Origin of the sequence: Thermococcus sp. (assembly GCF_015523185.1) — an archaeon.
Lineage (GTDB): Archaea > Methanobacteriota_B > Thermococci > Thermococcales > Thermococcaceae > Thermococcus.
Window position 1 is genome coordinate 24,406 of sequence record NZ_WAKV01000035.1, and the last position, 23,564, is coordinate 47,969.

Annotated in this window: 15 protein-coding genes; 12 read left to right on the plus strand and 3 right to left on the minus strand. The window is 51.6% G+C overall.

What is annotated here, in order from left to right; translation table 11 throughout:
* Positions 1 to 41 precede the first annotated feature (41 nt).
* On the minus strand, positions 42 to 1,031 hold the full coding sequence (locus F7B33_RS04085; RefSeq protein WP_297073245.1) for a peptidylprolyl isomerase: 990 nt from the start codon (positions 1,029 to 1,031) through the stop codon (positions 42 to 44).
* A 110-nt stretch (positions 1,032 to 1,141) separates the two neighbouring features.
* Between F7B33_RS04085 and cysS the strand changes: the two genes are divergently transcribed.
* Positions 1,142 to 2,572 (plus strand): cysteine--tRNA ligase, encoded by a 1,431-nt coding sequence (gene cysS, locus F7B33_RS04090; RefSeq protein ID WP_297073297.1) that lies wholly within the window; start codon positions 1,142 to 1,144, stop codon positions 2,570 to 2,572.
* A gap of 522 nt (positions 2,573 to 3,094) precedes the next feature.
* Here the strand turns inward: cysS and F7B33_RS04095 are convergent.
* The gene (locus tag F7B33_RS04095) at positions 3,095 to 4,594 is read right to left on the minus strand and encodes an MFS transporter (RefSeq protein ID WP_297064248.1); all 1,500 of its coding nucleotides are present in this window, start codon (positions 4,592 to 4,594) and stop codon (positions 3,095 to 3,097) included.
* Between the two features lie 82 nt (positions 4,595 to 4,676).
* On the opposite strand from F7B33_RS04095, the gene F7B33_RS04100 reads away from it, so the two are divergent.
* Positions 4,677 to 7,448: a DEAD/DEAH box helicase gene (locus tag F7B33_RS04100; RefSeq protein WP_297073249.1), complete on the plus strand. Its 2,772-nt coding sequence runs from the start codon at positions 4,677 to 4,679 to the stop codon at positions 7,446 to 7,448.
* A gap of 28 nt (positions 7,449 to 7,476) precedes the next feature.
* Here F7B33_RS04100 and F7B33_RS04105 read toward each other — a convergent pair whose 3' ends face one another.
* Positions 7,477 to 8,529 (minus strand): M20/M25/M40 family metallo-hydrolase, encoded by a 1,053-nt coding sequence (locus F7B33_RS04105; protein ID WP_297073250.1) that lies wholly within the window; start codon positions 8,527 to 8,529, stop codon positions 7,477 to 7,479.
* A gap of 96 nt (positions 8,530 to 8,625) precedes the next feature.
* Between F7B33_RS04105 and F7B33_RS04110 the strand changes: the two genes are divergently transcribed.
* The 10 genes from F7B33_RS04110 to F7B33_RS04155 all read left to right on the plus strand — a co-directional run bounded on the left by F7B33_RS04110 (position 8,626) and on the right by F7B33_RS04155 (position 23,541).
* The gene (locus tag F7B33_RS04110) at positions 8,626 to 9,003 is read left to right on the plus strand and encodes a hypothetical protein (protein ID WP_297073251.1); all 378 of its coding nucleotides are present in this window, start codon (positions 8,626 to 8,628) and stop codon (positions 9,001 to 9,003) included.
* A 19-nt stretch (positions 9,004 to 9,022) separates the two neighbouring features.
* Positions 9,023 to 12,298, plus strand: a complete 3,276-nt coding sequence (locus F7B33_RS04115) for a protein kinase (protein ID WP_297073252.1) — start codon at positions 9,023 to 9,025, stop codon at positions 12,296 to 12,298.
* A gap of 150 nt (positions 12,299 to 12,448) precedes the next feature.
* Complete coding sequence (locus tag F7B33_RS04120) at positions 12,449 to 12,964, plus strand: hypothetical protein (RefSeq protein ID WP_297073299.1); 516 nt, start codon at positions 12,449 to 12,451, stop codon at positions 12,962 to 12,964.
* Between the two features lies 1 nt (position 12,965).
* Positions 12,966 to 14,813 (plus strand): hypothetical protein, encoded by a 1,848-nt coding sequence (locus tag F7B33_RS04125; RefSeq protein ID WP_297064242.1) that lies wholly within the window; start codon positions 12,966 to 12,968, stop codon positions 14,811 to 14,813.
* 14 nt (positions 14,814 to 14,827) lie between these two features.
* On the plus strand, positions 14,828 to 15,046 hold the full coding sequence (locus tag F7B33_RS04130; protein ID WP_297064245.1) for a hypothetical protein: 219 nt from the start codon (positions 14,828 to 14,830) through the stop codon (positions 15,044 to 15,046).
* 50 nt (positions 15,047 to 15,096) lie between these two features.
* On the plus strand, positions 15,097 to 15,696 hold the full coding sequence (locus F7B33_RS04135) for a chromosome assembly protein (protein WP_297073253.1): 600 nt from the start codon (positions 15,097 to 15,099) through the stop codon (positions 15,694 to 15,696).
* On the plus strand, positions 15,693 to 16,304 hold the full coding sequence (locus F7B33_RS04140; protein WP_297073254.1) for a hypothetical protein: 612 nt from the start codon (positions 15,693 to 15,695) through the stop codon (positions 16,302 to 16,304). The genes F7B33_RS04135 and F7B33_RS04140 overlap by 4 nt, the downstream gene beginning before the upstream one ends.
* 66 nt (positions 16,305 to 16,370) lie before the next feature.
* The gene (locus tag F7B33_RS04145; RefSeq protein WP_297073255.1) at positions 16,371 to 20,777 is read left to right on the plus strand and encodes a protein kinase; all 4,407 of its coding nucleotides are present in this window, start codon (positions 16,371 to 16,373) and stop codon (positions 20,775 to 20,777) included.
* A gap of 12 nt (positions 20,778 to 20,789) precedes the next feature.
* Positions 20,790 to 22,433, plus strand: a complete 1,644-nt coding sequence (locus tag F7B33_RS04150; protein WP_297073256.1) for a serine/threonine-protein kinase — start codon at positions 20,790 to 20,792, stop codon at positions 22,431 to 22,433.
* Positions 22,417 to 23,541, plus strand: coding sequence for a pentapeptide repeat-containing protein (locus F7B33_RS04155; protein WP_297073258.1), 1,125 nt, complete (start codon positions 22,417 to 22,419; stop codon positions 23,539 to 23,541). Before F7B33_RS04150 ends, F7B33_RS04155 begins: the two co-directional genes overlap by 17 nt.
* Positions 23,542 to 23,564: the final 23 nt, after the last annotated feature.

The following is a 23,564-nucleotide window of genomic DNA, read 5'->3' on the forward strand; positions in this document are numbered from 1 at the left end:
CACCCCCTAAGAAATAAGATTGAAAGTGGGGGTTAAAAACTTCACTCAGACTTCTCTTCGGTGGCCTTGGCCTTCTTCTTGCTGGTGGTCTTCTTGGTGGTCGTTCTCCTCGTCTTTCTGCCCTTGGTGTCCCTGGCCTTCTTGGGTTTCTCCTCCTTCTCTTCGGCCTTTTCAGCCTCCTTACTCTCGCTCCTCTCTTCGGTTTCTTCGACCTCATCAACGGCTTCCTGAGCCTCTTCGGATTTCTCTTCGGTCCCAATAACCTCAGTACTTTCAGTCTTCGCTGCTTCCTCTGTTTCAGTCTCCTCTTCAGCTTCAGGCGGCTTGAGGAGCTCATCAACGCTCGGCTTGAAGGTTATCTCCTCGTAACCCAGAAACTTCAGGTCGCTCTCGAGGAGAATCTCGCCGAGGGCGAGTGTTGCCCTGTCAACCTCATCCTTAACAGGGGTGAAGTCAACGACGACATCCTTCTCACCGACCTCGATGATGACCTTGTTCGCGTCAACTCTCGGGAGGCGGAGCTCAATCATGGCCTTGACCTTCTCTATCGGGTCCTCAATCTTTTCGACTATCTCAACATCGTAAACGAGGTGCTTGCCAGCGTAGGGGTGGTTGAAATCCACCCTAACGCGACCCCCGCTAACGGTCAGAACCCTGCCCTTGAGCTTCCTTCCGCCTTCGGTCTCAATCTCGACGGGCATTCCCGGGAAGGGGATTATACCCTGTCTTCTGAACTGGCCGAGGGTGAACGTCTTTATGAGCTTCCTATCGCGCTTTCCAAAGCCCTTCTCCGGCGGAACCTCAATCTCGTACTTCTTGCCGACTTCGAGTCCTTCCAGAGCTTCGTCAAGACCCTTTATGACGTGGCCGGCCCCAACGGCTATCGGGACGGGTCCGTAAACGCCGTCCTCCCTGTATATTCCAGCCTTCTTCGCTATCTCCTCATCGGTGGTGTCGAAAATCTCGCCGGTCTCCTTTATCCTCCCGGTGTAGTGGAGCTTTATGACGTCCCCCTTCTCAACCTTGGTCATCTTTACTACCCCCTTTTCAGGCTCTAACCCGAGTTGTGGAGTTGGTTTTTAAGCTTTCCCGCAACGATAAGCTAATAAAAAACCCCTCCCAAAAGGGCCCGGTGGTGGGAATGACGATTAGGATATACAACACCCTCACTAGACAAAAGGAAGAGTTCAAACCGCTCCGCGAAGGCGAGGTCAGAATGTACGTTTGTGGTCCGACGGTCTACGATTACCCTCACCTCGGCCACGCGAGGACGTATATAGCGTTTGACGTTGTCAGGCGTTATTTTGAACACAAGGGCTATACCGTCTTAATGGTCATGAACTTCACGGATATAGACGATAAAATCATAAAGAGGGCCAACGAAACCGGTGAGGACCCGAAAAAACTCGCCGAGAAGTTTCTCAGGATTTTCCTGGAAGACATGGAGGCCTTGAAGGTAAAACCCGCCGATATCTATCCCCGCGTTACCGAGCACATGGAGGACATAATAGACTTCATCAGAAAGCTCCAGGAGAAGGGCTACGCCTACGAGGGGAGCGATGGGGTTTATTTTGAGGTCAGAAAGTTCAAGGACTACGGGAAGCTCAGCAAGATAAAGCTCGAAGACCTCGTCAAGGGGGCACGTGTGGAACCTGGTGAGGGAAAGAGGAACCCAGAGGACTTTGCCCTCTGGAAGAAGGCGAAACCGGGCGAGCCAAAGTGGGAAAGCCCATGGGGCGAGGGAAGACCGGGCTGGCACATAGAGTGCTCCACAATGAGTAGCAAATACCTAGGCGAGAGCTTTGACATCCACGGCGGCGGTAATGACCTAATCTTCCCGCACCACGAGAACGAGATAGCTCAAAGCGAGGCCTGCTTCGGGCACGAGTGGGTCCGCTACTGGATGCACACGGGCTTCCTCATGGTGAACGGGGAAAAGATGAGCAAGAGCCTCGGCAACTTCGTAACGGTGAGGGAACTCCTCAAGCGCTACGACCCGGAGGTAATAAGGCTCTTCGTGCTCCAGAGGCACTACCGCTCGCCCCTTGACTACAGCGAGGAGGGTATTGAACACGCCAAGAACAACCTTGAGAGGCTTTACAACACCCTTGAGAACATCCGCGTGGCGATGAAAAAGGCGGAGATTTCCTTCCGCTGGGAAAAGCCGGAGTTTGAGGCCTATGAGGCCATCAGGGATGCGAGGAAAAAGTTCTACGATGCAATGGATGACGACTTCAACACGGCAGAAGCGTTAAAGGCCGTCTTTGAGGCCAGCAACGCCGTAAACCGCTACCTCACGGAAGTTGAGACCCCTAGGGAGAGCATTCTGAGAAAGGCGTGGGAATTCTTCAAGGCGATCAGCGAGGTCTTCGGCATATTCGAGGACTACTTCAGAGAAGAGAAAGTTGGGAATGAAGATGCGCTCATAGAGCTTTTAATCAACGTCCGCTCCCAGCTGAGAAAGGAGAGGCGCTTTGATCTCGCCGATAAGATAAGGGACGAGCTGAGAAGCCTTGGAATCCAGCTTGAGGACACACCCGAGGGAACGGTTTGGAAGAGGATTAAGGTTTGAGTTTTCCCTGTGTTTTTAGCTCTTTAGGGAGTTTTCAATTTTTTCTGGAGTCTTATTGCAACTAGGGTGGGATTTTCCTCGGTTGGGCCTACAAACGAATAAGAATGCTCGAATTTTATAATCCTTTCTCCAAAGTGGCTTTAAAACTCCCACCAAAAGCCTCGAACTCGAACAATAACAGCCAATCCAAAGCCCGCATATTCAATGCACAAAACCATACAAAAGACTTCCAGAAGCAGGAACAAGCTTTAAATTAGATTTTCCAGAATTAAAACACGCCATCACAAAAAACATCACCTTTCCATGGATTTTAGCCCGATAAGAGCACTCTCCGAGCTTCTTTTAAACTCCAGAAAAATCTCGTTACATATTAACAAACAGAATACAACAACCTGTTAAATAACAACAAAACATAACCAAAAACTTCCAGAGTAGTTTAGACGGACAAATTGGTTGAAAAAGGCTCTTGAAAGGGGACAACTTCAAAAGGAATGCCAAAAACGTAATATTGAGGAAAAAAGTCTAAGAGCCATTATTAATCAGCGCTTCATTTTCGCCTTCTCTACTACCCCGAATCCTGCCACCTTTCATAACCTCAACGATAGCCAAGCTGAGGATTGATAGGAAGAGATATATCACTGCAGATGTCCCAAAAAGCACTTCATAGGCTTTCGTCGTCGGGATTTTTATCTTGACCCATGAGGGAGCCCCCGGGGGGTGGAAGAGCACGTAATAGGTGCTCATGACTGTTCCTGCTATAGCAGGTCCCCAAGTCGAGCCGAAGTTCCTAAAGAGGCTGTTCGCACCGGTCGCCACACCCATGACCCTCTGGGGAACGCTGAATACAAGGACGTTGATTAGTGAGATATTCATTAGCGTTATTCCCGTCCCGACGAGAGTTATCAAACCAACAAACGTCCAGAGGTGGTTCGGCGGAAGCTGGGAGGCATATTTGGCCAGGACTCCTAGGCCAACGCTGGCAGTCAGCGCACCGAGTATAGCCAGTGGTTTTGCGCCGATTTTTGGCATCAGTTTTCCAGCGATTGGAGCGACGATGAGCATGACACCTGCCATGGGGGTCATGAGGAGCCCGCTCTCAAGAATGCTCTTGCCGAAGCCGTAGGGTGGTTTCATCTGGAAGATGTAGGTGTTCGCCTGGCTCATCATGGAAATACCGAAGGCGGCGAACATTATTCCCACATTCACTAGGGCCGGGTTACGGGAAGTAATAATGCCAAGAGGAAGTATTGGATTTTCAACCCTCCTTTCCCAGAGAACTAAAAGGACTGTGCCAACTATGGAAATACCAAAGAGGATGAGCGTTTCCCTAGCCGTCCAACCGGTATTTGGAGCGCGGGTTACTGCAACAAGAGCCGGAACGACCGCCCAGGTGAGGAAGAGCGCTCCCGGCCAGTCGAGCTTTCCGGGATTTATGTAGCGACTCTCTCTGAGAACTTTCCATGCAAGGATAAACATCAGGACTGCAAATGGAGAGGCTGTGTGATACGTCCAGCGCCAGCCCCAGTGCTGGGTAACGTAAGCCCCGAGCGGAAGGGCTATAACCATACCTACGCCAAACATTGCACTTATCATTCCCTGAACCTGCGGCACCATTTCAGGCGGGAACTCCTCGCGGACGAGAGAGAACGCCAGAGGGAAGATGGCCATTCCGAAACCTTGTATGGCCCTTGTTACGAGGAGCCACCTGAAGCTTGGGGCGAAACCGTTGAGGATAACCCCCAGAGTGTAGAATCCCAATGCAACGAGAAACATCTTCTTCTTCCCGTACATGTCGCCGAGCTTTCCGAAGATTGCCACGCTGACGGTTCCAACGAGGAGATAAATTGTGAGAACCCAGCTGACGTCGTTCGGGTTTACTGCGAACTCCTTCTGTATTGTCGGCAACGCCGGAGTGAGCATCGCTTCCGTGTACATGACGAGCAGAGGCAAGAGGACGACAACAAGGGTGGCCCTTTTGGCGTAGCCGAGGTCATAATTCTCGCCGTTTCTTGTGGCGTGCATATTCTTCACCGATATGTCGAACGATATATCGCCTTATAAAGTTAGTGGTTATAGTTATAAATCCAATTCAGAATCCACGACCATGCACATCCTCCTGAGAAAGACTATTAAGGAACGCTTTGGAAGGCTCAACCGGCTCCAGCAGGACTCTTTCAAGGAAATTAGCTCGGGAAAGAGCGTTCTGATTATAGCCCCAACCGGCTCCGGAAAGACTGAGGCGGCGGTTCTGCCGGTCTTCAATGAAATCCTTGAGGGTAGATTGAAACCTATTTCTGCCCTCTATATAGCCCCGCTGAAGGCTCTCAACAGAGACTTACTCGAGAGGCTCGAATGGTGGGGACAAAAGCTCGGGATAAGCGTGGAAGTCAGGCATGGGGATACATCGGCCTACAAAAAGGCAAAGCAGGTAAAGAACCCGCCCCAGATACTCATCATAACTCCCGAAACCCTCGGCGTTATCTTAACAGTTAAGTCCCTAAGAAAGCATCTCGGCAACGTTGAATTCGTCATCGTCGATGAGATAGCCGAGTTGGTGGACAACAAGCGCGGTGCACAGCTCCTTCTCAACCTTGAGCGTTTAGCGGAGATTGCCGACTTCAGGAGAATAGGAATGACCGCGACAGTCGGCAACGAGGAGGAAGTTAGGGACTGGCTGAAGACAGAAGTTATAGTCAGGCCAAACTGGAAAAAGGGCTACCACTTTCACGTGCTCTACCCAGAACCAAAGGAAAAGGACAAGGAGCTGGCTGAGGGGCTGAGCGTCTCCCCCGAAATAGCTTCCCGTCTCCGGGTTCTGTGGGAAATCGTTGAGAACCATGGCAAGGCATTAGTTTTCACCAACACACGTCAGTTCGCGGAGGTTCTGGCGCACCGTCTAAAAGCCTGGGGGAAGCCTGTCGAGGTTCACCACGGCTCGCTCTCAAAGGAGGCGCGCGTTAAGGCCGAAAAAGCCCTCAAGGAGGGAAAAATTAAAGCCCTAATCTGCACGTCCTCGATGGAGCTGGGCATAGACATTGGCGATGTTGATGTGGTGATACAGTATATGAGCCCGAGGCAGGTCAACCGTCTGGTTCAGCGCGTCGGAAGGGCAAAGCACAGGATTGGGGAGGTAAGCGAGGGCTATATCATAGCGACCAACGTGGAGGACTACCTTCAAAGCCTAATCATAGCCAAGAGGGCCCTTGAAGGGCGCTTCGAGGCCGTTGAGCCTATAGGTGGCCTCGACGTTTTGGCACATTTCGTCGTGGGCCTGCTAATCGAGCACAAGAAACTCCCCCGCGAGAGGCCCTATGAAATAGCGAGGAGGACTTACGTGTACAGAGATTTAAGCTGGGACGATTACCTCGACGTTCTGGGCGTTCTCGAGGAGGCGAGGCTAATCGGTTTCGACGAGGAGAAAAACCTCCTCTACCTCCGCAGGGGGGCATTCCAGTACTACTACGAGAATCTCTCGACGATTCCAGACGAGGTTTCCTGGCGGGTTTTCGATTCAAAGAGCGGACACATAGTTGGCAGGCTCGACGAAAGCTTTGTTATGGACCTTGAGGAGGGCATGGAGTTCGTTATGAACGGGCGGAGCTGGATTGTGCTCAAAATCGACGAAGAGGCGAGACTTTTGAAGGTCCGCGAGAGCAAGAGCCTTGAGAGTGCAATTCCAAGCTGGGAGGGCGAGATGATTCCAGTTCCCTTTGGCGTTGCCTTCGACGTGGGCAGGCTGAGGAGGGAGCTGGCCTTCGACTTTGATAGGGCAAAGGAGCTTCTGAAGGGTGTTGAGTTTAAGGAAAAGGAACTCAGAAGGGCCCTTGAAGAAATCAAGGATGAGCCGTTCCCAACCGACAGGGATATAGTTGTGGAGAGCACTCCGAAGGCATTGATAATCCACGCAGATTTCGGAAGCAGGACAAACGAGGCCATTGGTAGAATAGTGCACTCGCTTTTAATCCTTCACTACGGCAGAGTCTTCTCTGTGAGGAGTCAGGGACACGCGATAGTGTTCAAGACTCCCTTCCAGCTTAACCCTGAGGAAGTTAAGAGATACATCTATCAGGAACCGGGGAGCGTGGAGTTTATGGTCTCGCGCGCCCTGAGGGATTCCCACCCCTATCGCTGGCGTATGCTGAACGTTGCAAAGCGCTTTGGCGCTCTGAGAAGGGATGCGAAGATAAAAAGAATAGAGAGACTCTTCGAAGGAACCGTGATTGAGAGGGAGACCTTAAACGAGCTCTACCACGACAAGGTAGATATCAAAAGGGCCGAACTCGTCATGGAGCTCCTCAAGGTCGGCTCGCTGAGGGTAAAGACAACTCTCAGGAAAGAGCCTTCAAAGCTGGCCAGGCTCAACATGACGGTAAGTGGGGAGTTTCTGCTCTCAGGCGTTATGGAGAGGGACGAGCTGATAGAACTCTTCAAGAAGAGACTCCTTGAGCACGAGGTCGTTTTAGTTTGCACAAACTGCGGGTGGCATTCAAAAACCAAAGTCTCCCGTCTGCGGAACGTAAAGCTGAGACAGTGCCCGCGCTGTGGCTCGAAGATGTTGGCCGTATCCCACCCGATTGACGCGGAGGAATTCCTTGGGGTTCTTGAAAAGGTTCGCCACGGGGAGCCCCTCGGGAGAAAGGAGGAGAGGGCCTACAGGAAACTGTTGAAAGCGGCCGACCTAGTTGATTCTTACGGTTTTGAGGCTGTCTTAGCTTTAGCCAGCTACGGAACCGGGCCGGACACGGCAGCGAGGTTGCTCGCACAGTACAAGGGTGATGCCCTAATCCTGGCCCTTATGGAGAGGGAGAGACAGTTCATAAGGACGAGGCGGTTCTGGGTTGGGAGAAAGGAAGACGAAGAGGATAAAACCGCATAACGGGTTTTTCCTCGGTGAGCTGGGCGCTTCATTCACTTCCATAGACCTCGTTAAGAGCCTTCAGGAACTCGCTCGCGGTAACGACGTCCCTGACGTCAATGCGCTCGAACTTTGTGTGCGAGATGTCGAGGTTGCCGGGGCCAAAGACTATGGTTCTGGTTCCGTTGTACATGAAGTTTATCGCATCCGTCCAGCTACGCATTCCGCCGAACTCATCCAAGCCGGTCTTTTCCATCGCCTTCTTGGCGAGCTGGACTATCTCCTCATCGGGCTCAAGCCTGTAGCCGTCCCATATCTCCGTGTACTCGTAGCTCTTCGTGTACTCGTCGAGTATCGGGTCCATAAGGTCGAGTACGTCCTCAACCTCCTGCTCGGGCAAAAGCCTCGCCTCAAGCCTTCCCCTGCAGAGGGCCGGGATGAGATAAACTGGGTTCTCGCAGACGAGCTCCTGAATGCCGATGTGCGGGTCAAAGAATTCGCCCTTTGCATTGAAGGGTTCGAGCTTTTTAAGCTCCTCAAGCATCTTGTAAGTTTCCTCAATCGCGTTTATCCCGCTTTCGGGGCAGGCTCCGTGAGCCTCTTTGCCGTCCACCTCGAAATAGGCCTCTATGTTGCCGGCGTGTGCTATGTGGACCTCTAAATCTGTCGGCTCCAGAACGACTGCCATCTTTGGGCGATATCTCTCCATGAAGAGTGCCGAACCCCTTCCTCCCTGCTCTTCGTCGCTGACGAAAACCACTCCAACGTTGAGGTCCTTCCCTTCCTTCCTGAGTTCCTCAAGCATGAGCAGAATTGCCGCGGCACCGCCTTTAATGTCGCTTGAGCCCGTTCCGTAGATTATGTTGCCCCTGACGAAGGGTTCCGCCCTTATGGGTATCGTGTCCACGTGGACTTCATAGAACAGCTCGGCATCTGGGTTAACAACGAGGTCTATTATCTCGCCGTCGCTCTCAATCTTGACGTCGTAGTCGAGCCTGTGGAGGAACTCCATAATGTGGAGCATAATCCTGTCTTCCTGGCCGGATGGTGACGGGATTTTCAAAAGCTGGAGGAGTATCTCCTTCGCTCTCTCGGTCTTCATTTGGGTCACCTAATGTGTTTTGGAGGGTGAGTTTATAAACCCACCACATCAGAAAACCTCTTATTCTTTGGCGACATAGTAAGGGAGGTGGTCTCCGTGAGGAAGGCACTGATACTCGTGGCGATTCTCCTGCTGGCACTGTTGCCAATGGTTAGGGCGGAAAGCTCCGGCCTCTGGTGGGCGAAGACTTATGGTGGAAGCTATTGGGATAAAATTGCCGACGTTAAGGTTCTTCCGGACGGGAGTATTATTGCGGTTGGCTACACTGGCGGCTTCGGCGCTGGGGCTCGGGATGCCTTAGTAATGAAGCTGAACCCTGACGGGAGCGTAGCATGGGCCAAACTCTACGGAGGAGAACATTGGGATTATGCTTTCGCGGTTGCCTTAGCTCCAAACGGTGACATCATCGTGGCTGGGTTACACTTACAGTTTCGGCGCTGGAACTCCAGACTACTCAAACATTTGGGTTCTTAGGCTTGATTCTAATGGTAACGTGAAATGGCAGAAAACCTACGGAGGAGAGTATGGTGATGTGGCTACCGCGGTTGCCATCGCTCCTAACGGGGACATCATCGTGGCTGGATTAACTTACAGCTTCGGCGCTGGTTATTATGGTAATGTTTGGATTCTCAGGCTTCCGCCCGATGGGGTTTTGCCCGGTTGCAACTTCTGCAGTGATTCGAACGCTCAGGTAAGCAACACCGACGCCAGTATGGAAAACACTGACGCCACCGTGGAAAACACCCACGTAACGCCTCAACCATCAGACGCCACTGTAAAACCAGCAAACTTAGAGGTCGAAACTCAATATTCTTATCCCGAAAGGGCAAAGTCAGTGCTTGACAAAGCGAAGTCAACGATTTCAGAGTATAAATCCGAGGGAATAATTCTAACTCCAGCCGAGAACTTACTTAACGAGGCCGAGAAGGCTTTCAACTCAGGAGACTACGAGAAGGCTTACGATTATGCGAGCCAAGCAATCCAAAAGGCCGAGGAAATCAAAAGCCAGTATGAGAGGGCCAAACCTGAAGTTGAAAAAGCCAAAAAACTCGCCTCTGAAGCGGGCCTCACCGTAAACCCCCTCCTGAGCGTTTTCAACTCAGGAGACTACGAGAGAGCTTATAAAATGGCCATCGACGCTCAGAAGGCGGTGGAGGCTATAAAAACTGCCGAGGGCTTCCTCTCGCCTATTGGAGATGCCAGAAAGGCCTTCGAAAAGGGCGACTACGTCAGAGCCTACCAGCTCGCAATAGAGGCCGAAAAGAAAAGGGATCTCTACCAGAAGCTATTCGCCCTGGGAGTTGCCCTTGCAGTTGCAGTAACCGGCAGTTCGGCCTATGTGACCCACAGGAAGAGGAGGGAGCGCGAGAGGAAGCTTGGGGAACTGAACGCCCTCCTCAGGAAGGCCGAGAAAGCCCCCCTCCTTGAGAGAATCAAAATCCTGAAGGAGGCCGAAAAAATTGCCGTAACTTTGGGTTCGGATGCCCTTCCAAGGGTTAGGAAGCTACTCTCCTCCGCCGTCAACGAAGCCACCGAGACCTACCAAGGCATCATCAACGACTTCACCTCCGCCCTTGAGAACCTCGACGTCAAAACCGCTGAGGCGAAGCTGGAAGAAGCTAAAGCCTACGCCGAGGCCCTCGGCAAAGCTAAGGACATCGAGGAGAGGAAAAAGCTCCTCGAACGCATGAAGAAGGAGCGGAGGAGCCTTATGAAAGCGGAGAAGCTCGTGGAAAATGGAAACCTTGCGGAAGCCGCGAGGCTTCTCGTTCCCCTCCAGTCATCTCCAATCTCTGGAATCAGGGAGGGGGCAAAACAACTCCTTGAAAGAATAGAGAGGCAGATGGAGGAAACGGTTGCGCGTGGTGATTCCCTGCTGGCTTCGGGGGACTACACGGGCACGATAAGAACCTACGAGTCCGTCCTGCCAATAGCCGAGGCCCTTGGAAAAGGCGAGTTTCTCAGGTCCAAGATAGAGGGCTCAAGGAGAACCCTCGACGAACTGAAGAAAAGGGAGAGCCTCAAAAAGATTCTCGGGGAAATCACCTCCGCCGTTTCAAGGAGGGACTACTCCCCACTCGGTGAACTCCTGAAGGAGGCCGAGAAGCTGGCTAAGGAAATAGGCGAGGAGGGCAAGGTGAAGGCCCTCAGGGAGGAGCTCTCCACGAGGCTCGACAACCTGCTCTCAAGGGGTGAGGAGCTGGAACTCGGAGGGGACTACGCCGGGGCGTTATCTGCGTACACCGAGGCTCTCTCTTTAGCCGAGGCCCTCGGAAGGAAAACGAACCGCATAAAGAAGGCCATCTCCCGCATAGAGGAGGAGCAGAAGAGGGGCCTCCTCAAGAGGAGCATTAAGCTCGACGTTCCAACGGAGATGCCCCACAAGGCCGAGACTGAAGTGTCTATAATCGTCACCAACCGCTTTTCCAGCGACCTGGCACTTACCGTTGACCTCTCCGAAAACAGGGACTACTTCGAGCTGAGCGAGGAGAAAATAGAGTTCCCGCGGGTTAAGCCGGGCAAGACGATAGGCGAGAGCGTGACCGTAAAGCCGAAGTTCATCGGCGACTTCGACTTCACTGTCAAGATAGACTCCAACTTCGGCTCCATTGAGAGCAGGATTCCCGTGAAGGTCACGAAAACCGCCAGAATGGCAGGGGGAACGCCAACTCCCGTAACGTCAACGCCTATCCTCAACCCCGTGGAGGCTCTCCAGGAGCTCTACTCCGACTTCCAGTACATCGGTGAGGGTGGTTTTGCGAGGGTTTACAAAGCTAAAAGGAAGGACGGGAAGGTCGTGGCTTTAAAGCTCCCCAAGACCCTCGACCCGGCCGTTGGAAAGGCCTTCATAAGGGAGATAACCAACTGGCTCCACTTAAAGCATCCGAACATCGTCGAACTCTACGACGTCAACGTCCTCCCTGTTCCCTATCTGGAAATGGAGTACTGCGAAAGCTCCCTCGCGAGACTCCAAAAGCCCCTGCCGGTAGATGAAGCAGCTCTCATCGTCTTCAACATCGCTGAAGGCTTAAAGTATGCTCATTCCAAAGGCATAATCCACCGCGATTTGAAACCGAGCAATGTCCTCCTCAAGAATGGACTCCCGAAGATTTCCAACTGGGGATTGAGCAAAGTCCTTGAGGAGAGCATGAGCGCGACTACAACGGCTTCGTTCACGCCCTTCTACGCTGCACCGGAGCAGATTGACCGCAAATATGGAAGAACCGATGAGAGGACGGACATCTGGCAGTTGGGAGTTATCTTCTACGAACTCGTGACCGGAAGGCTACCTTTCGAAGGCTCTCTGAGTCAGGTTATGATGGGTATCCTGAGGGACGAGCCGATACCGCCGAGCCAGCTCAATCCAGAGGCAAAGAAGGTTGAGCCGATTATCATGAAGATGCTTGCCAAGAGGAAGGAGGAGCGCTACCAGTCGATTGATGAACTCCAGAAAGACCTGGCAAGAATCCTGAACATGACCTACTCAGAAAGCCTGAGGGAGAGCAAGACCCTCGGCGACGTTAGGAGGGCCACCTATTACCTCACGGAGCTACTCCTCATAAACATGAAGACCAACAACATCGGAGAAGCCTACAAGTACGCGAGCGATTTAAGATTCTACGCCAAAGGCGAGCTAAAGGAGGGAGTAGAAAAACTCGCGGAGCAACTAAAACTCCGCCTTGAAGAAGGCCTCAAAATACCACCCGAACTCATAGAAAAAGCCGAAATAATAGTGCACAAAATCAGGGTGGGCATGACGAAGCCCTGACCTTTCCCTTTTCTTTTGCCAGCCGGTCCGGGGTGACTCCGATGGCCGGTTCCGACGGACGGGATTTTCCTGAACGTCAATATAAGGCTATTATCCAAAATGGAGAAAACTTTAAATAGGAAAAATACCAAACAAAGCTGAGTGGTGTGTATGGGATACATAATCTTCGTCGGCTACGATACTGACGCCGAGAGAAAGCGCATCGACTACCTTCTTGAAAAGTGGTCGGGCAGGGCCGTCATCAAAAAACCCAGGGGAACGGTGATTCACATTGAAACTGAGGAGCTGAGTGAGTTTCTGGAGGAGCTCTTCTCGAAGCTTGAGGGGGACGTTGAGGAGAAGGTCGAAATCTATGAGGCAAAGCCCGTAAGGAGGAAAGTTGAAACGAGGCGAAGGAAGCTTGAGTACTCTATTCCGGAGGAAAAAAAGGTCGTGGAGCGATTTGTGGAGTACCTGATGTCCAAGCTGAACGCGAGTTTTGCCGGAGCCGATGCACTTGCAAAGGTTTACAGCGCCTACACGAGAAAGGGTAGGGCCACGATAAAGGTCATCGTACTCGGCAATGGCACCTCACGCGTGCTCTTTGAAGTTGAGGGTTTTGGGGAGGCCGTGGATTTTCTGGCCGAAAAAATTGATGAGGAACTCAAACTCTTCGCGGGTGGTTGATATGGGGCTGTTTGAAGAAGGAAAAACGGACTGCGTTAAAGAGCTTTTAAAGCCCGCCGAACGGGTCTTGAAGCAGGGCCTTGACGTCCAGGTGGAGAGCTTTGAGAGAAGAGAAAAGCTGTGGAACCGGATTATGGACAACTACGACCGCTACCTCGACGGGGAATGTGGGGACTTTCTCAGGGATTTGGACATGCACTTCAGGAGCAAGTTTGAAGGGGCTCTGGCAATACTCGCCTGGAGCTTCTGGAGGAACGGCGAAACTTACTTGCCAGCAAGCAGACGCTACAGGGATAGGGAACTTGAGGCCGTTGAGAGAATCCTGCGCTACAACGTCTTCGAGATATACTCCAAGGAAGACGTTATGAAAAAAATAATGCACAGAGACAGCAACGTTCTCAATCTCCTGCGGGACTACTATCATGGCGTTGACAGGTGGATTGAAGACGTTTTAGCCGACCCCGAGATAAAGCTCCCCCTTAGAAACTTCCTGAAGGGCAAGTGGGACTCCTACAAGGGCAAAGTGAACGAGGCAATAAGTGAGGCAACCCTCCGTTTCGACTGGTTCAGGGACATTCTCACGCGTGTTGAAGAGGAGGAAGGGGCGATAGAGAGAACATACAAGAAACAGCTCAAGCGCAAGGAGGAGGAGATAGAAGAGCTTCGGAGCTCCATAGAGGAGTTGATTGAAGACTTCGAAAGGGAACGCGAGGAGATAGCCAGACGTATTGAAAAAGCCAAGGAAGAGGAAATAGAGAGACTCAGACGGGAAAAGGAAGAGCTTCAAAGAAAATTCGAAGAGGAGAGAGCAAGGCTCGTTGAGGAGATAAGCCGGATGAAAGATGAGGAACTACAGCGGAAACTAAGGGAGGAACTCGAAAAAGCTGAGAGGCAGATGATGAGCCAGATTGAGGCCATGGAAAAGGAGATACGGAGAAAAGAGCTTCAGCTGAGACAGAAGGAGATGGAACTCAGGCGGAAGGAACTCGAAATCCAGAGGAAGGAAGATGAGGTTTCAAAGAAAATCCGTGAGGTAATGGAGCTTACGGGTAAGGTCGAGAAGGGTTCACGTTTCGTCAGAAGGGACGAGGCCAAGATAATGGAAATGAACTTCATGGGCAGAATGAAGAGCAAGTTCAAGGACGAGGTTAAGCTCCTTGGAAAGACCTTCAAGGTGGAGGCCGTAAAAGAGATTGGTACCTTCGACAAGTCAAAGTTCGAGAACAAACTGAGCGACCGCGATTTGAAAAACGTCCCCGACAACAGGGTTCTGGAAGTAAAGCTCAAAGAAAAGAAGCTCTTCGGAAAGAAGGAAGAACTGACCGTGAAGGCCATTTTCTACGGAAGGCCCGAGCGTTACGCGGAGATTGGCTTCGACACCGACCCCCTTGAGCTGGCCGATGTAAACGCACTCCTCGTTGATGCGAGGGAGGAAGCGAAAAGCGGAAGAATAGTCCTTCTCGTTGCATCTCCCACTGGATTCGAGAAGAGAATAGCTAACTACGTTAACTCCGCCGACTTCCACAGGAACTTCATATCCGAGAACATTTCTCTGGCATTGCTCGACCTTGAGAGCGGTGAGCTGAGCTACAATCCCCACGACGAATACGCCAGGGCCTTCGAACCCTTCCTGAGGCTTGAGAGGGATAAGGAGCTCCTCGCCAAGGTCAAGGACTTCCTTGAGGAGAGAATGAATGCAAAGGGCTACGTCAGGCTTGAAGAGGCGGTTGAGCACTTCGCCGAGGATCTCGTGAAGAGGGCCTTCCAAGAGCTCGCCAAGGAGAAAGGCTACATAACGAAGTTCATCGAAGGCGTTGGCTACGTCCTTGTAAAGGAGGGCTTCCTCTGAGGTGGTGAGGTACCTTGAGAAGGGAGGAGATTGAGGAGAAGCTCGGCCTTGAGGTTGACGTTAGAGCTTTAAACGACGCTCCCCCTGCCTTTAGGTACAGGGCGATTAAAGGGGAGCTCTTAATCGACAGAAACCCCGAGCTGAGGCTCAGGTTCATTGAGGAAACCGTTTGGGAGTACCTTGACTTCGAGCCGATAGAGAGGCGCATGAGGAAGGAACTCCTCGCCGGGTGAACCTTTCGTTGTTTCCGACGGGAAATGCACGCTCACTGGAGGTGTTGAGAATGGGAATCCGCGATATCTTCGGAAAAAAGAACACCATCGAAAAGCTCTCCCTGAGGGAACTTCAGGCGGAGGAGATAAGGCTTAGAAACAGGCTTGAGCGCCTCAAAAAGGACATCAACCGGATTGAGAAAAAGAAGAAACAGCTCTTCCAGGAGGGAATAGGGGCGGACAAGCTCAAGAAGAAGATGCTCGCCCAGGAAATTAAGAGCCTTGACATGGAGCAGAAGCTCAAGCTCAAGGACTTCACCACGGCCCAGAAGCAGTATACCCTAATCAAGAACATGATAATCATCAAGAAGTACGAGAAGGAGCTCAGAAAGGTCGGAATATGGCAGAAGCTCAGCAGTGTGGAGCCCGAACAGCTTGAGCAGGCGCTCATCAAGATAAACCTCGATGGAAAAGAGTTCGACGAGATGGTCGAGGGACTCAACAGGGTCTTCGAGATGGAGGTGGCTGAGTTCGAGGAAAGCGAGGATCAGACTGAAAGGGAGCTTATGAAGGCCTGGAGCCAGGTTGAGGCAGGAGAGGCCGACGTTGAAGAAGTAACCGACAAGGTCGTTTCCATAGACAAGAGGCTTGAGGAGGAAGAGGAGCTATGAGCTTCTTCTCCAGATTTTTTGGAAAGAAGAATCCCCTCGACATACCCCTCAATAAGCTCAACGAGAGCAGAATCAAGCTTGAGGTCCAGATACAGAAGATAGAAAACGAGATAGCGGGCATAGACAGGGAGATAGCTCTGCTCTTCGAGAGGGCGAAGAAAGCGAGAAGCAAGAGCGAGGAGCTCACCATAGCGACGAAGATAAAGACGCTGAACCAGCGCAAGAAGAACCTCCAGGCGACCCACTCCCAGCTCAACAAACAGTTAATGCTCATAAGCAACCTTTTGATAATCAAGGAGAACGAGGCGATTCTGAAGGAAACGCCGACGTGGAACATGCTTCGCAACATGTCGCCGGAGGAACTTGAGAGAAACCTGGCAAACGTACAGCTCGACGCCCAGAACTTCAGCGAGAACCTTAACAGAATGCTGGGCATAACCGACCAGACGCTCAATGCAGGCGTGGATTTCGAGGAGGACGAGGAGTTAGCGGAGATAATGAAGACTATCCACGCGGTCAAGGAGGGCGAGCTTGAGCCAGAAGTTGCCGCTGAAAAAGTGACGGGCGAGGAGAAGGAGAAGAAAAAGGAGTGGCTGGAGGTGGTTTGATTTTTCTACCACTAAATCATTTGCTTTGAGTCATGCCAGAGATTGGTCTCTATTGGGGGCGATAGTATGAAAAAATCCCTTGCATTCGTGATAGTGTTATTGGTAGTCTCCGCCATAGTTATGGATCTAAACTGGAGGGGACTTGTTAGCGCTTCAACCGGTGCTCTTATATTTTTTGATGATTTTAATTCTGGAGACTACTCTAACAATTGGATTGCTGGAAACGTATCACTTCATTATCCATCCAGAACAACAGTAGTCATAACCCCAATAGTAGATGCTTGGAAGGAGTATGGAGGATACCTAATAGGTACTGATGGGATAAACCCCGAAACAGGAGAACCAGCTGGAGGAGACTGGATTTACATATATGCCAAATTTAAAATACCAACTAGGGGCATCATCATAACTGCCAGGGTTAAACTTCAGGACGATTCAAATGCAGTCATCGCACTCATACCCGATGACCCAAAGAACAACACACACATTATCGCCGGAGCTGATATAGTTGCATATCCGTCCAATAGCGGATGGTATGCCTTTTCTGGAAACGGGTATGAAGTTCATCGTACAGGAAATGTTGATGGGAGCGTTGTTAATGGTAAGTGGTACACGGTTAAGATTGTTATCCCGCCCAATGGATCACAGGTTAAAGTGTACGACGGTGACACTGGTGAGCTTAAGGTTGTTGATGATTATTATACTGTTCCAAACACAACGGCGTATCTGGTGTTGGATGCTAGAGGAAGCTGGGGCAGTGGAGCAAATGTGACATTTGATTATGTCAAAGTTACATCACTAACGTCTGCTCCTTCATCCCCTGTCATATATAAAGATAAAATTCTTGAGATAAATCTCAGAGATTATAGCATACTCAAAATGTATGGTTATGACTGGCTGAAGAACTATCCAGAACCAAAATTGCCCTACCTATGGATAGTCGTGACTTATGGACAGCCGGGTTATTACTCCAGCTTTAAAATAGGACAATGGGAAAATGTAAAACTTGTTGAAAATAACAGTGAAAAAACTGTTTACCAGCTTTCAACGACCCTCCAAGGTCCCTCGGCACTGCCTTTTACACAGACAATGACGTTTTACAGAAACAGTGGTCTGATAAAGATAGAGAGGTACAAAGTTCTCGACAATGGATGGGGAGTGGAGGACACTATAAATGGCATATCCCCCGGAGGGGACACAGCAAATGATTATATAGTCTCAAGTGAATTTAGTGAGCATCCAATAAACTACAGGGACACATTCTGTACAGGAACCGATTGGACAGCATGTCAGGAATATACTGCGGAGAGCCTTAAAGGATATCATGGGTACGTGTACTTAGCGGCATATGACAAACAGAAGAAACAAGGTTTTGCAATAATAGTTCCTAAAGAATATATCAAGGATACATACTCTGATATCAGATATTCAGTCCTTCGTGCGTTTTTTACAGAACCCACTACATACTGGAAAGCATGGCGCTGGTATATATCTATCCAAACAGACTCTACAAAAAACGTTGTTTATTACTGGTATTTCTACAAGTTTACTAACGACCCAACAGCTCCAATTAAGAAACTAATTGACAGTGGAATGAACCCCCACGTTGCTAGAGAACTCACAGGAACATCGAGTTATCCCTCAACTCAAACATCAACAACTTCCTCGACCTCAACTAGCACCACAACAACAAATACTCCCCCGGTAACAACAACGTCAACGGTTACAACTACTACAACTACCTCAACACTTGCTCCCATTGCTAACTCGGCTATAGACACTGCCAAGGATATTCTCTCAAAGGTGCCGAGCTCCGTGGACACGGGTGATGCCCAGACGATGCTCGATGAAGCTCAGAAGGCTTATGAAAACGGCGACTACGAGCTGGCTGAAAAGTTCGCCAAAACGGCACAGGCTTTAGCTGTAAAGGCTTACTACGACGACCTCAGGGCAAAGCTCCAAGTGAAAGAGAGCCAGGGTCAGGACGTTAGCGAGGCCTCCAATCTTCTCCAGCAGGCCTACAACGCCTACCAAAGGAAAGACTACACTGCGGCGCTTGAGATACTTACCAAGGCTGACCTTGTCCTCCAGGGCGTTCAACCGAAGGAAAACAGCCTGTTGAAGTATCTGCCAGTTCTGCTCGGATTGGTAGGACTGGTTGTCGTGGGCTTTGTGTATTCAAAAAGAAAGAAAGTCGAGGCCGAAAAGCTCAGGGCGGAGTTTGAAGCCAGCCTGAATTCCGGTGACAACATAGTCGAAAAGGACCCGTTCAGTGCCCTGGAGTACTATTCAAAGGCATTCTCGATGGCGAAGAGGCTCGGCGATTCCCACCTGGTAGCCAAGGCTCAGGAGAAGCTCAACACAGTTCGCGGCACGGTGACGGGAGAGATAAACTCCCTTATGGCGAAAGGCGATGAAGCTCTGAAGAACGGTGACTACGACAAGGCTTTAGCGTACTACCGTGAGGCCCTCAACCTCGCAGAAAAGCTCCACGACGCGAAGAGAACCGAGGAAGCACGGGAAAAGATGGAGAGCGTCCACAAGGTGAGAAAGATAAGGGAACTCATCTCGGAAGGCGACGTTTTGATGGAACAGGAGAGGTACTCCGAGGCCCTCAAGCGCTACCGTGAGGCACTGGAAATAGCCAAAGGGCTCGGGGATAGCTACTTCATCGAGCTCCTCAAGGGAAGGGCCTCAAGGGCGAACGAGATAGTTGAGAGGCTCAACGGCGAAGTTTCCTCGCTCGTGGCTTCCGCTGAGAGGGACATGATGGAAGAGGATTACGAGAGCGCCAGGGAGAAGCTTTCACAGGCCATCGTTCTCGCTGAGAAGATAGGCGGAACCGTTAGTGTTGAGGAGATAAAGGCGAAGCTTGAAGAAGCAAAGGCCAGAAACGAGCTCAACGAGAAGCTTAAGGCCGCGAGGGGAAGCGGGGACTACTCCAAAGCCGTTGCCCTTTACAGGGAGGCCCTAAAGCTTGCCCAGAGCATCGGCGATGAAAGGATGGTGGCACAGATAAACTCCGAGATCGAAGAGGTTGAAAAATCCCGCGTCCTCGAAACCCTGAGGAACGGGATAGAGCTGATCCTTCCGAAGGAAGTTCCCTACGGGAGGGAGACAACGCTGAGTATCAACGTTGAGAACAGGCTCGGCGAGACGATAAACGACCTCACAGTTGATCTGTCAGAACTCTCACCCTACTTCGTAATGGACGAGGAGAAGGTGACGTTCCCACCTATAAAGCCTAGTAGGAGGCTTGGGAAGGACATAAGACTGAAGCCGCAGTTCAAGGGCGACTTCGACTTCAACGTCAAGATATCGTCCAGCATTGGCGAGACGGTTAAGCCCCTCAGGATCAAGGTTGGGGACTATTATGCTCCTTCACAGTTTACACCCAGACCTCTGACGCCTAAATCCGCCCCGGAGGAGCTTGAGGCCCTTTACGAGGACTTCCAGTACATTGGTGAGGGCGGCTTTGCGAGGGTTTTCAAGGCGAAGAGAAAGAAGGACGGCAAGGTCGTTGCCGTCAAGGTGCCCAAAACCCTCGATCCAGCAACGGGCAAGGCCTTTGTGAGGGAGATTAGCAACTGGCTCCACCTCAAGCACCCAAACATCGTTGAGCTCCACGATGTAAACGTCATTCCCATCCCATACCTTGAGATGGAGTACTGCGAGGGCTCGCTGGCAAAGCTCGGAAAGCCCATGGACGTCGAGAGGGCGGCACATATAATCTTCAACATCGCCGAGGGTCTGAAATACGCCCACGCCAGGAAGATAATCCACCGGGATTTAAAACCGAGCAACATACTCCTCAAGAACGGCCTTCCCAAGATTTCCGACTGGGGATTAAGCAAAGTCATGAGCGAGAGCCGCTCGTCAACTCTCTCAAGCTTCACCCCCTATTACGCCGCTCCAGAACAGCTCTCCCCGAGGCGCTTCGGCGGAACCGATGAGAGAACCGACATCTGGCAGCTTGGAGTTCTCTTCTACGAGCTGGTTACTGGGAAGATGCCGTTCGAAGGCCGTGACCTCGGGGAGATAACATACGCGATAATCAACGAAAACCCTGCTCTACCGAGCGAACTCAATCCTGAGGCGAAGCTCGTCGAGCCGATAATCATGAAGATGCTCGCCAAGGACAAGGAAAAGCGCTACGCGAGCGTTGAGGAGCTCCAGAGAGACCTCGCCAAAGTTCTCAACATGACCTATGTTGAGGGACTGAAGAAGAGCACCGACCTCAAGAGGACGGTCTTCTACATAGGCGACCTGGCCCTGATCAACCTCAAGGCCGGAAACCTGAAGGAGGCTCTCAAGTATTTCATCGAGCTCAGGGACTACGCCGGCAAATACGGAAAAGAGCTTGACAACCTCATTGATCAGATCAAGCTCGCGATGGATGAGGGCGTTAAGCTCGGTGAAGAGGCCGTGATGAAGGCCGACGTCATAGTCCACCAGATAAAGATGGGACGATGACGGTGGGACATCATGCCCCACAGGCGCAGAACTCCCGAAGAAGATTTCCTCTATCGGCTCTTTGTGGCTTTCTTTTTAATCGCCCTTCTGAAGAGCTTAGGCTTAGTTCTGGCCTTCTTCATTTTTCTACCTTTCATTAGGAAAATCCTGCTGGAAACGACCGTCCCCAAGAAACCTGCCCCTCCCAAGGAGAGAATTCCCCCGAAAACTAAAACACCTGATATGAAAGACTTTCTGGCCCGTGGACTGAAGGTTGAGGTTCCAGAAAACCTTATCCCGGGCGCTACCGTTCTTCTCAAGGTGGGCTTCAGGAACACGTCGAAGAGACCTGTGGATGTGGAAATAGACCTTGGCGGATTCTCCGGTATCGGGAGGATATCTCATAGAAGGATTCACCTGAGTGTAGGCCCCAATGAGGGAAGGCACGTCTTCGTTGAGTTTATCCCAACGAAAGAGGGTTCGTTTTCCGTCCCAATTAACGTGAGAAGCGGGACCGTTAGAATCAGGAAAGATGTTGCCCTTACAGTTAAAGCCGCTGGAAAGCCCGTTTCGCCCGAGGAAGAGAGTGCCAAAGGAACCTTCGGAACCCTCGACGAACTCTTCTCCCGCTACCGCTCGGTTGAACTTATCGGGAGCGGCGGTTTCGGACGGGTTTACCGGGCGGTGAGAGGCGATGGGAGTGTGGTTGCCCTCAAGGTGCCTCACTCGCTGAACGAGCGGACTGGAAAGGTTTTCCTGCGCGAGATATCGGTCTGGTTCTCCCTGAGGCACCGAAACATCGTCCGCCTTTACGACGCCAACCTCTACCCATACCCGTACATCGAGATGGAGTACTGCGACGGCTCGCTGGAGAACCTCAACGTCCCTCTGAACTGGGAGCAAGCCGGCAGGATTGCCTTCGATGTCACCGAAGGGCTGAAGTACGCGCACTCGAAGGGAATTATCCACCGCGACCTAAAGCCGAGCAACATCCTCCTGAAGGGAAGAACGCCGAAGATAAGCGACTGGGGGCTGGCTAAACTCCTCACCGAAACGAGCACAAATTCTTCGGCCTTCACACCCTACTATGCCGCCCCGGAGCAGATAAGTAAAGCGAGGTTCGGCCCAACTGACGAGAGGACAGATGTCTGGCAACTCGGCGTTCTCCTCTACTGGCTGACCACTGGAAGGCTTCCCTTCGAGGGGGAGGACTTCATCGAGGTGGTCGAGAAGATAACGATGGAAGAACCCGTCCCACCGTCGGAGATACATCCCGAGTCAAAGCCCCTCGAGCCGGTCATTATGAGGTGCCTCGCGAAGAGGAAGGAGGAGCGCTATCAGTCCGTTGCTGAGCTCCAGCGCGACCTTGCGGGTCTCTTGGGCAGAAAGTACTCCAGAGAGCTTGAGCAAAGCACAGACTTCTCCCGTTCGGCGTACTACACGGGGGAGCTTGCCCTGCTGAACCTGAAGCTCGGGAACACAGCGGAGGCTCTCAGGTACCTCATCGAACTTAAGAAGTACGCCGGGAATCATAAGAAAGAGCTTGAGCAACTCATCTCTCAGTTAAAGCTCGCAATCGAGGAGGGTGTAGAGCTCGGAGACGACGCGATTACGAGGGTAGAAATTCTTGTGAACGAAATACTGGCCGGAGGGAACTTAGGTGAAGTGCACCTATGAGTACCGGAAATCCATAAAGGAATGCCCCCATGAGGCCGTTTTCAACGGCCTCTGCATATTCCACCTGCCAGATGGTGGAAAAGACTTCCGAAAGGCCAACCTGGAGGGCGAAGACCTTGAGGAGGCCTATCTCAGCGAAGCCGACTTGAGGGAGGCAAACCTTTCCGGGGCTAACCTCACCCGCGCCGACCTGGGCGACGCCAACCTCTCTAAGGCAAACCTGAGCTGGGCTGTCTTATACGAGGCCGACCTAAGCGGAGCCAGGGCAGAGAGGGCAGATTTCACAAGCGCCGATTTAAGGAGGGCAGACCTCAGCGGGGCTTCACTGATAGGGGCGGACTTATCTCTGACGAACCTCTCGGGGGCGAATCTAACGAGGGCTGATTTGAGGGGAACTGAGTTATACGGGGCAAATCTCGATGGCGTCAGCCTCGTGGGCGCTGACCTTAGGGGTTCAAAACTCTACGGTGTCAGCCTGTCCGGTGTAAGGGGGATTGAGTACGCGCGGCTGGACGCGATAATTGCCGAGGAAAAGGAAGGGGACAGACTCCTGAAGGAGGGGAAGTTTCAGAATGCTGTTGAAGCATACAGGAAGGCCCTTTCGGTTTACATCTCGCTGAAAACGCTCTTCAGGGAGCGAGGTCTCTACGGGAGAGCCTCGACTTACAGCATAGGCGAGTGGCGCGTTCGGGGAAAGATTCAGAGGATCGCTCACAGGCATCCTAAGCCGGTGGAGCTTGCGGACTTCGTTCCCCTGACGGGAAGGAGTGGAAAGCGCTGGCTCATCGCCCTTGAAGGAAAAATTCGTTACATCGCCAACGTTCTCTACAGGATAACATCGAACTATGGCGAAAGTCCATTGAGGGTTCTGGCAACGACGGTGGTTGTTATAGGAATCTTTACTCTCATCTACTGGATGGGCAACGGTATTCAAAATAACTCGGCAAGGAACGCACTCTATTTCAGTGTCGTGACCTTTACGACGGTCGGCTACGGTGATATAGTCCCAAGAGCTGGCTACCGGCTGGTAGCAGCCACAGAGGCGTTTATTGGAGCATTCATCATGGCTTTCTTTGTTGTCGTGATAAGCAGAAAAATTATTAGATAGGAGAAAGAAATGACGCGTATATA

What these genes read in the sequence shown, in the direction of transcription:
- F7B33_RS04120 (WP_297073299.1), top strand. Translation starts at nt 12,449, where the DNA reads ATGGGATACATAATCTTCGTCGGCTACGATACTGACGCCGAGAGAAAG.
- F7B33_RS04105 (WP_297073250.1), bottom strand. Translation starts at nt 8,529, where the DNA reads ATGAAGACCGAGAGAGCGAAGGAGATACTCCTCCAGCTTTTGAAAATC.
- F7B33_RS04150 (WP_297073256.1), top strand. Translation starts at nt 20,790, where the DNA reads ATGCCCCACAGGCGCAGAACTCCCGAAGAAGATTTCCTCTATCGGCTC.
- F7B33_RS04085 (WP_297073245.1), bottom strand. Translation starts at nt 1,031, where the DNA reads ATGACCAAGGTTGAGAAGGGGGACGTCATAAAGCTCCACTACACCGGG.
- F7B33_RS04145 (WP_297073255.1), top strand. Translation starts at nt 16,371, where the DNA reads ATGAAAAAATCCCTTGCATTCGTGATAGTGTTATTGGTAGTCTCCGCC.
- F7B33_RS04095 (WP_297064248.1), bottom strand. Translation starts at nt 4,594, where the DNA reads ATGCACGCCACAAGAAACGGCGAGAATTATGACCTCGGCTACGCCAAA.
- cysS (WP_297073297.1), top strand. Translation starts at nt 1,142, where the DNA reads ATGACGATTAGGATATACAACACCCTCACTAGACAAAAGGAAGAGTTC.
- F7B33_RS04125 (WP_297064242.1), top strand. Translation starts at nt 12,966, where the DNA reads ATGGGGCTGTTTGAAGAAGGAAAAACGGACTGCGTTAAAGAGCTTTTA.
- F7B33_RS04100 (WP_297073249.1), top strand. Translation starts at nt 4,677, where the DNA reads ATGCACATCCTCCTGAGAAAGACTATTAAGGAACGCTTTGGAAGGCTC.
- F7B33_RS04135 (WP_297073253.1), top strand. Translation starts at nt 15,097, where the DNA reads ATGGGAATCCGCGATATCTTCGGAAAAAAGAACACCATCGAAAAGCTC.
- F7B33_RS04140 (WP_297073254.1), top strand. Translation starts at nt 15,693, where the DNA reads ATGAGCTTCTTCTCCAGATTTTTTGGAAAGAAGAATCCCCTCGACATA.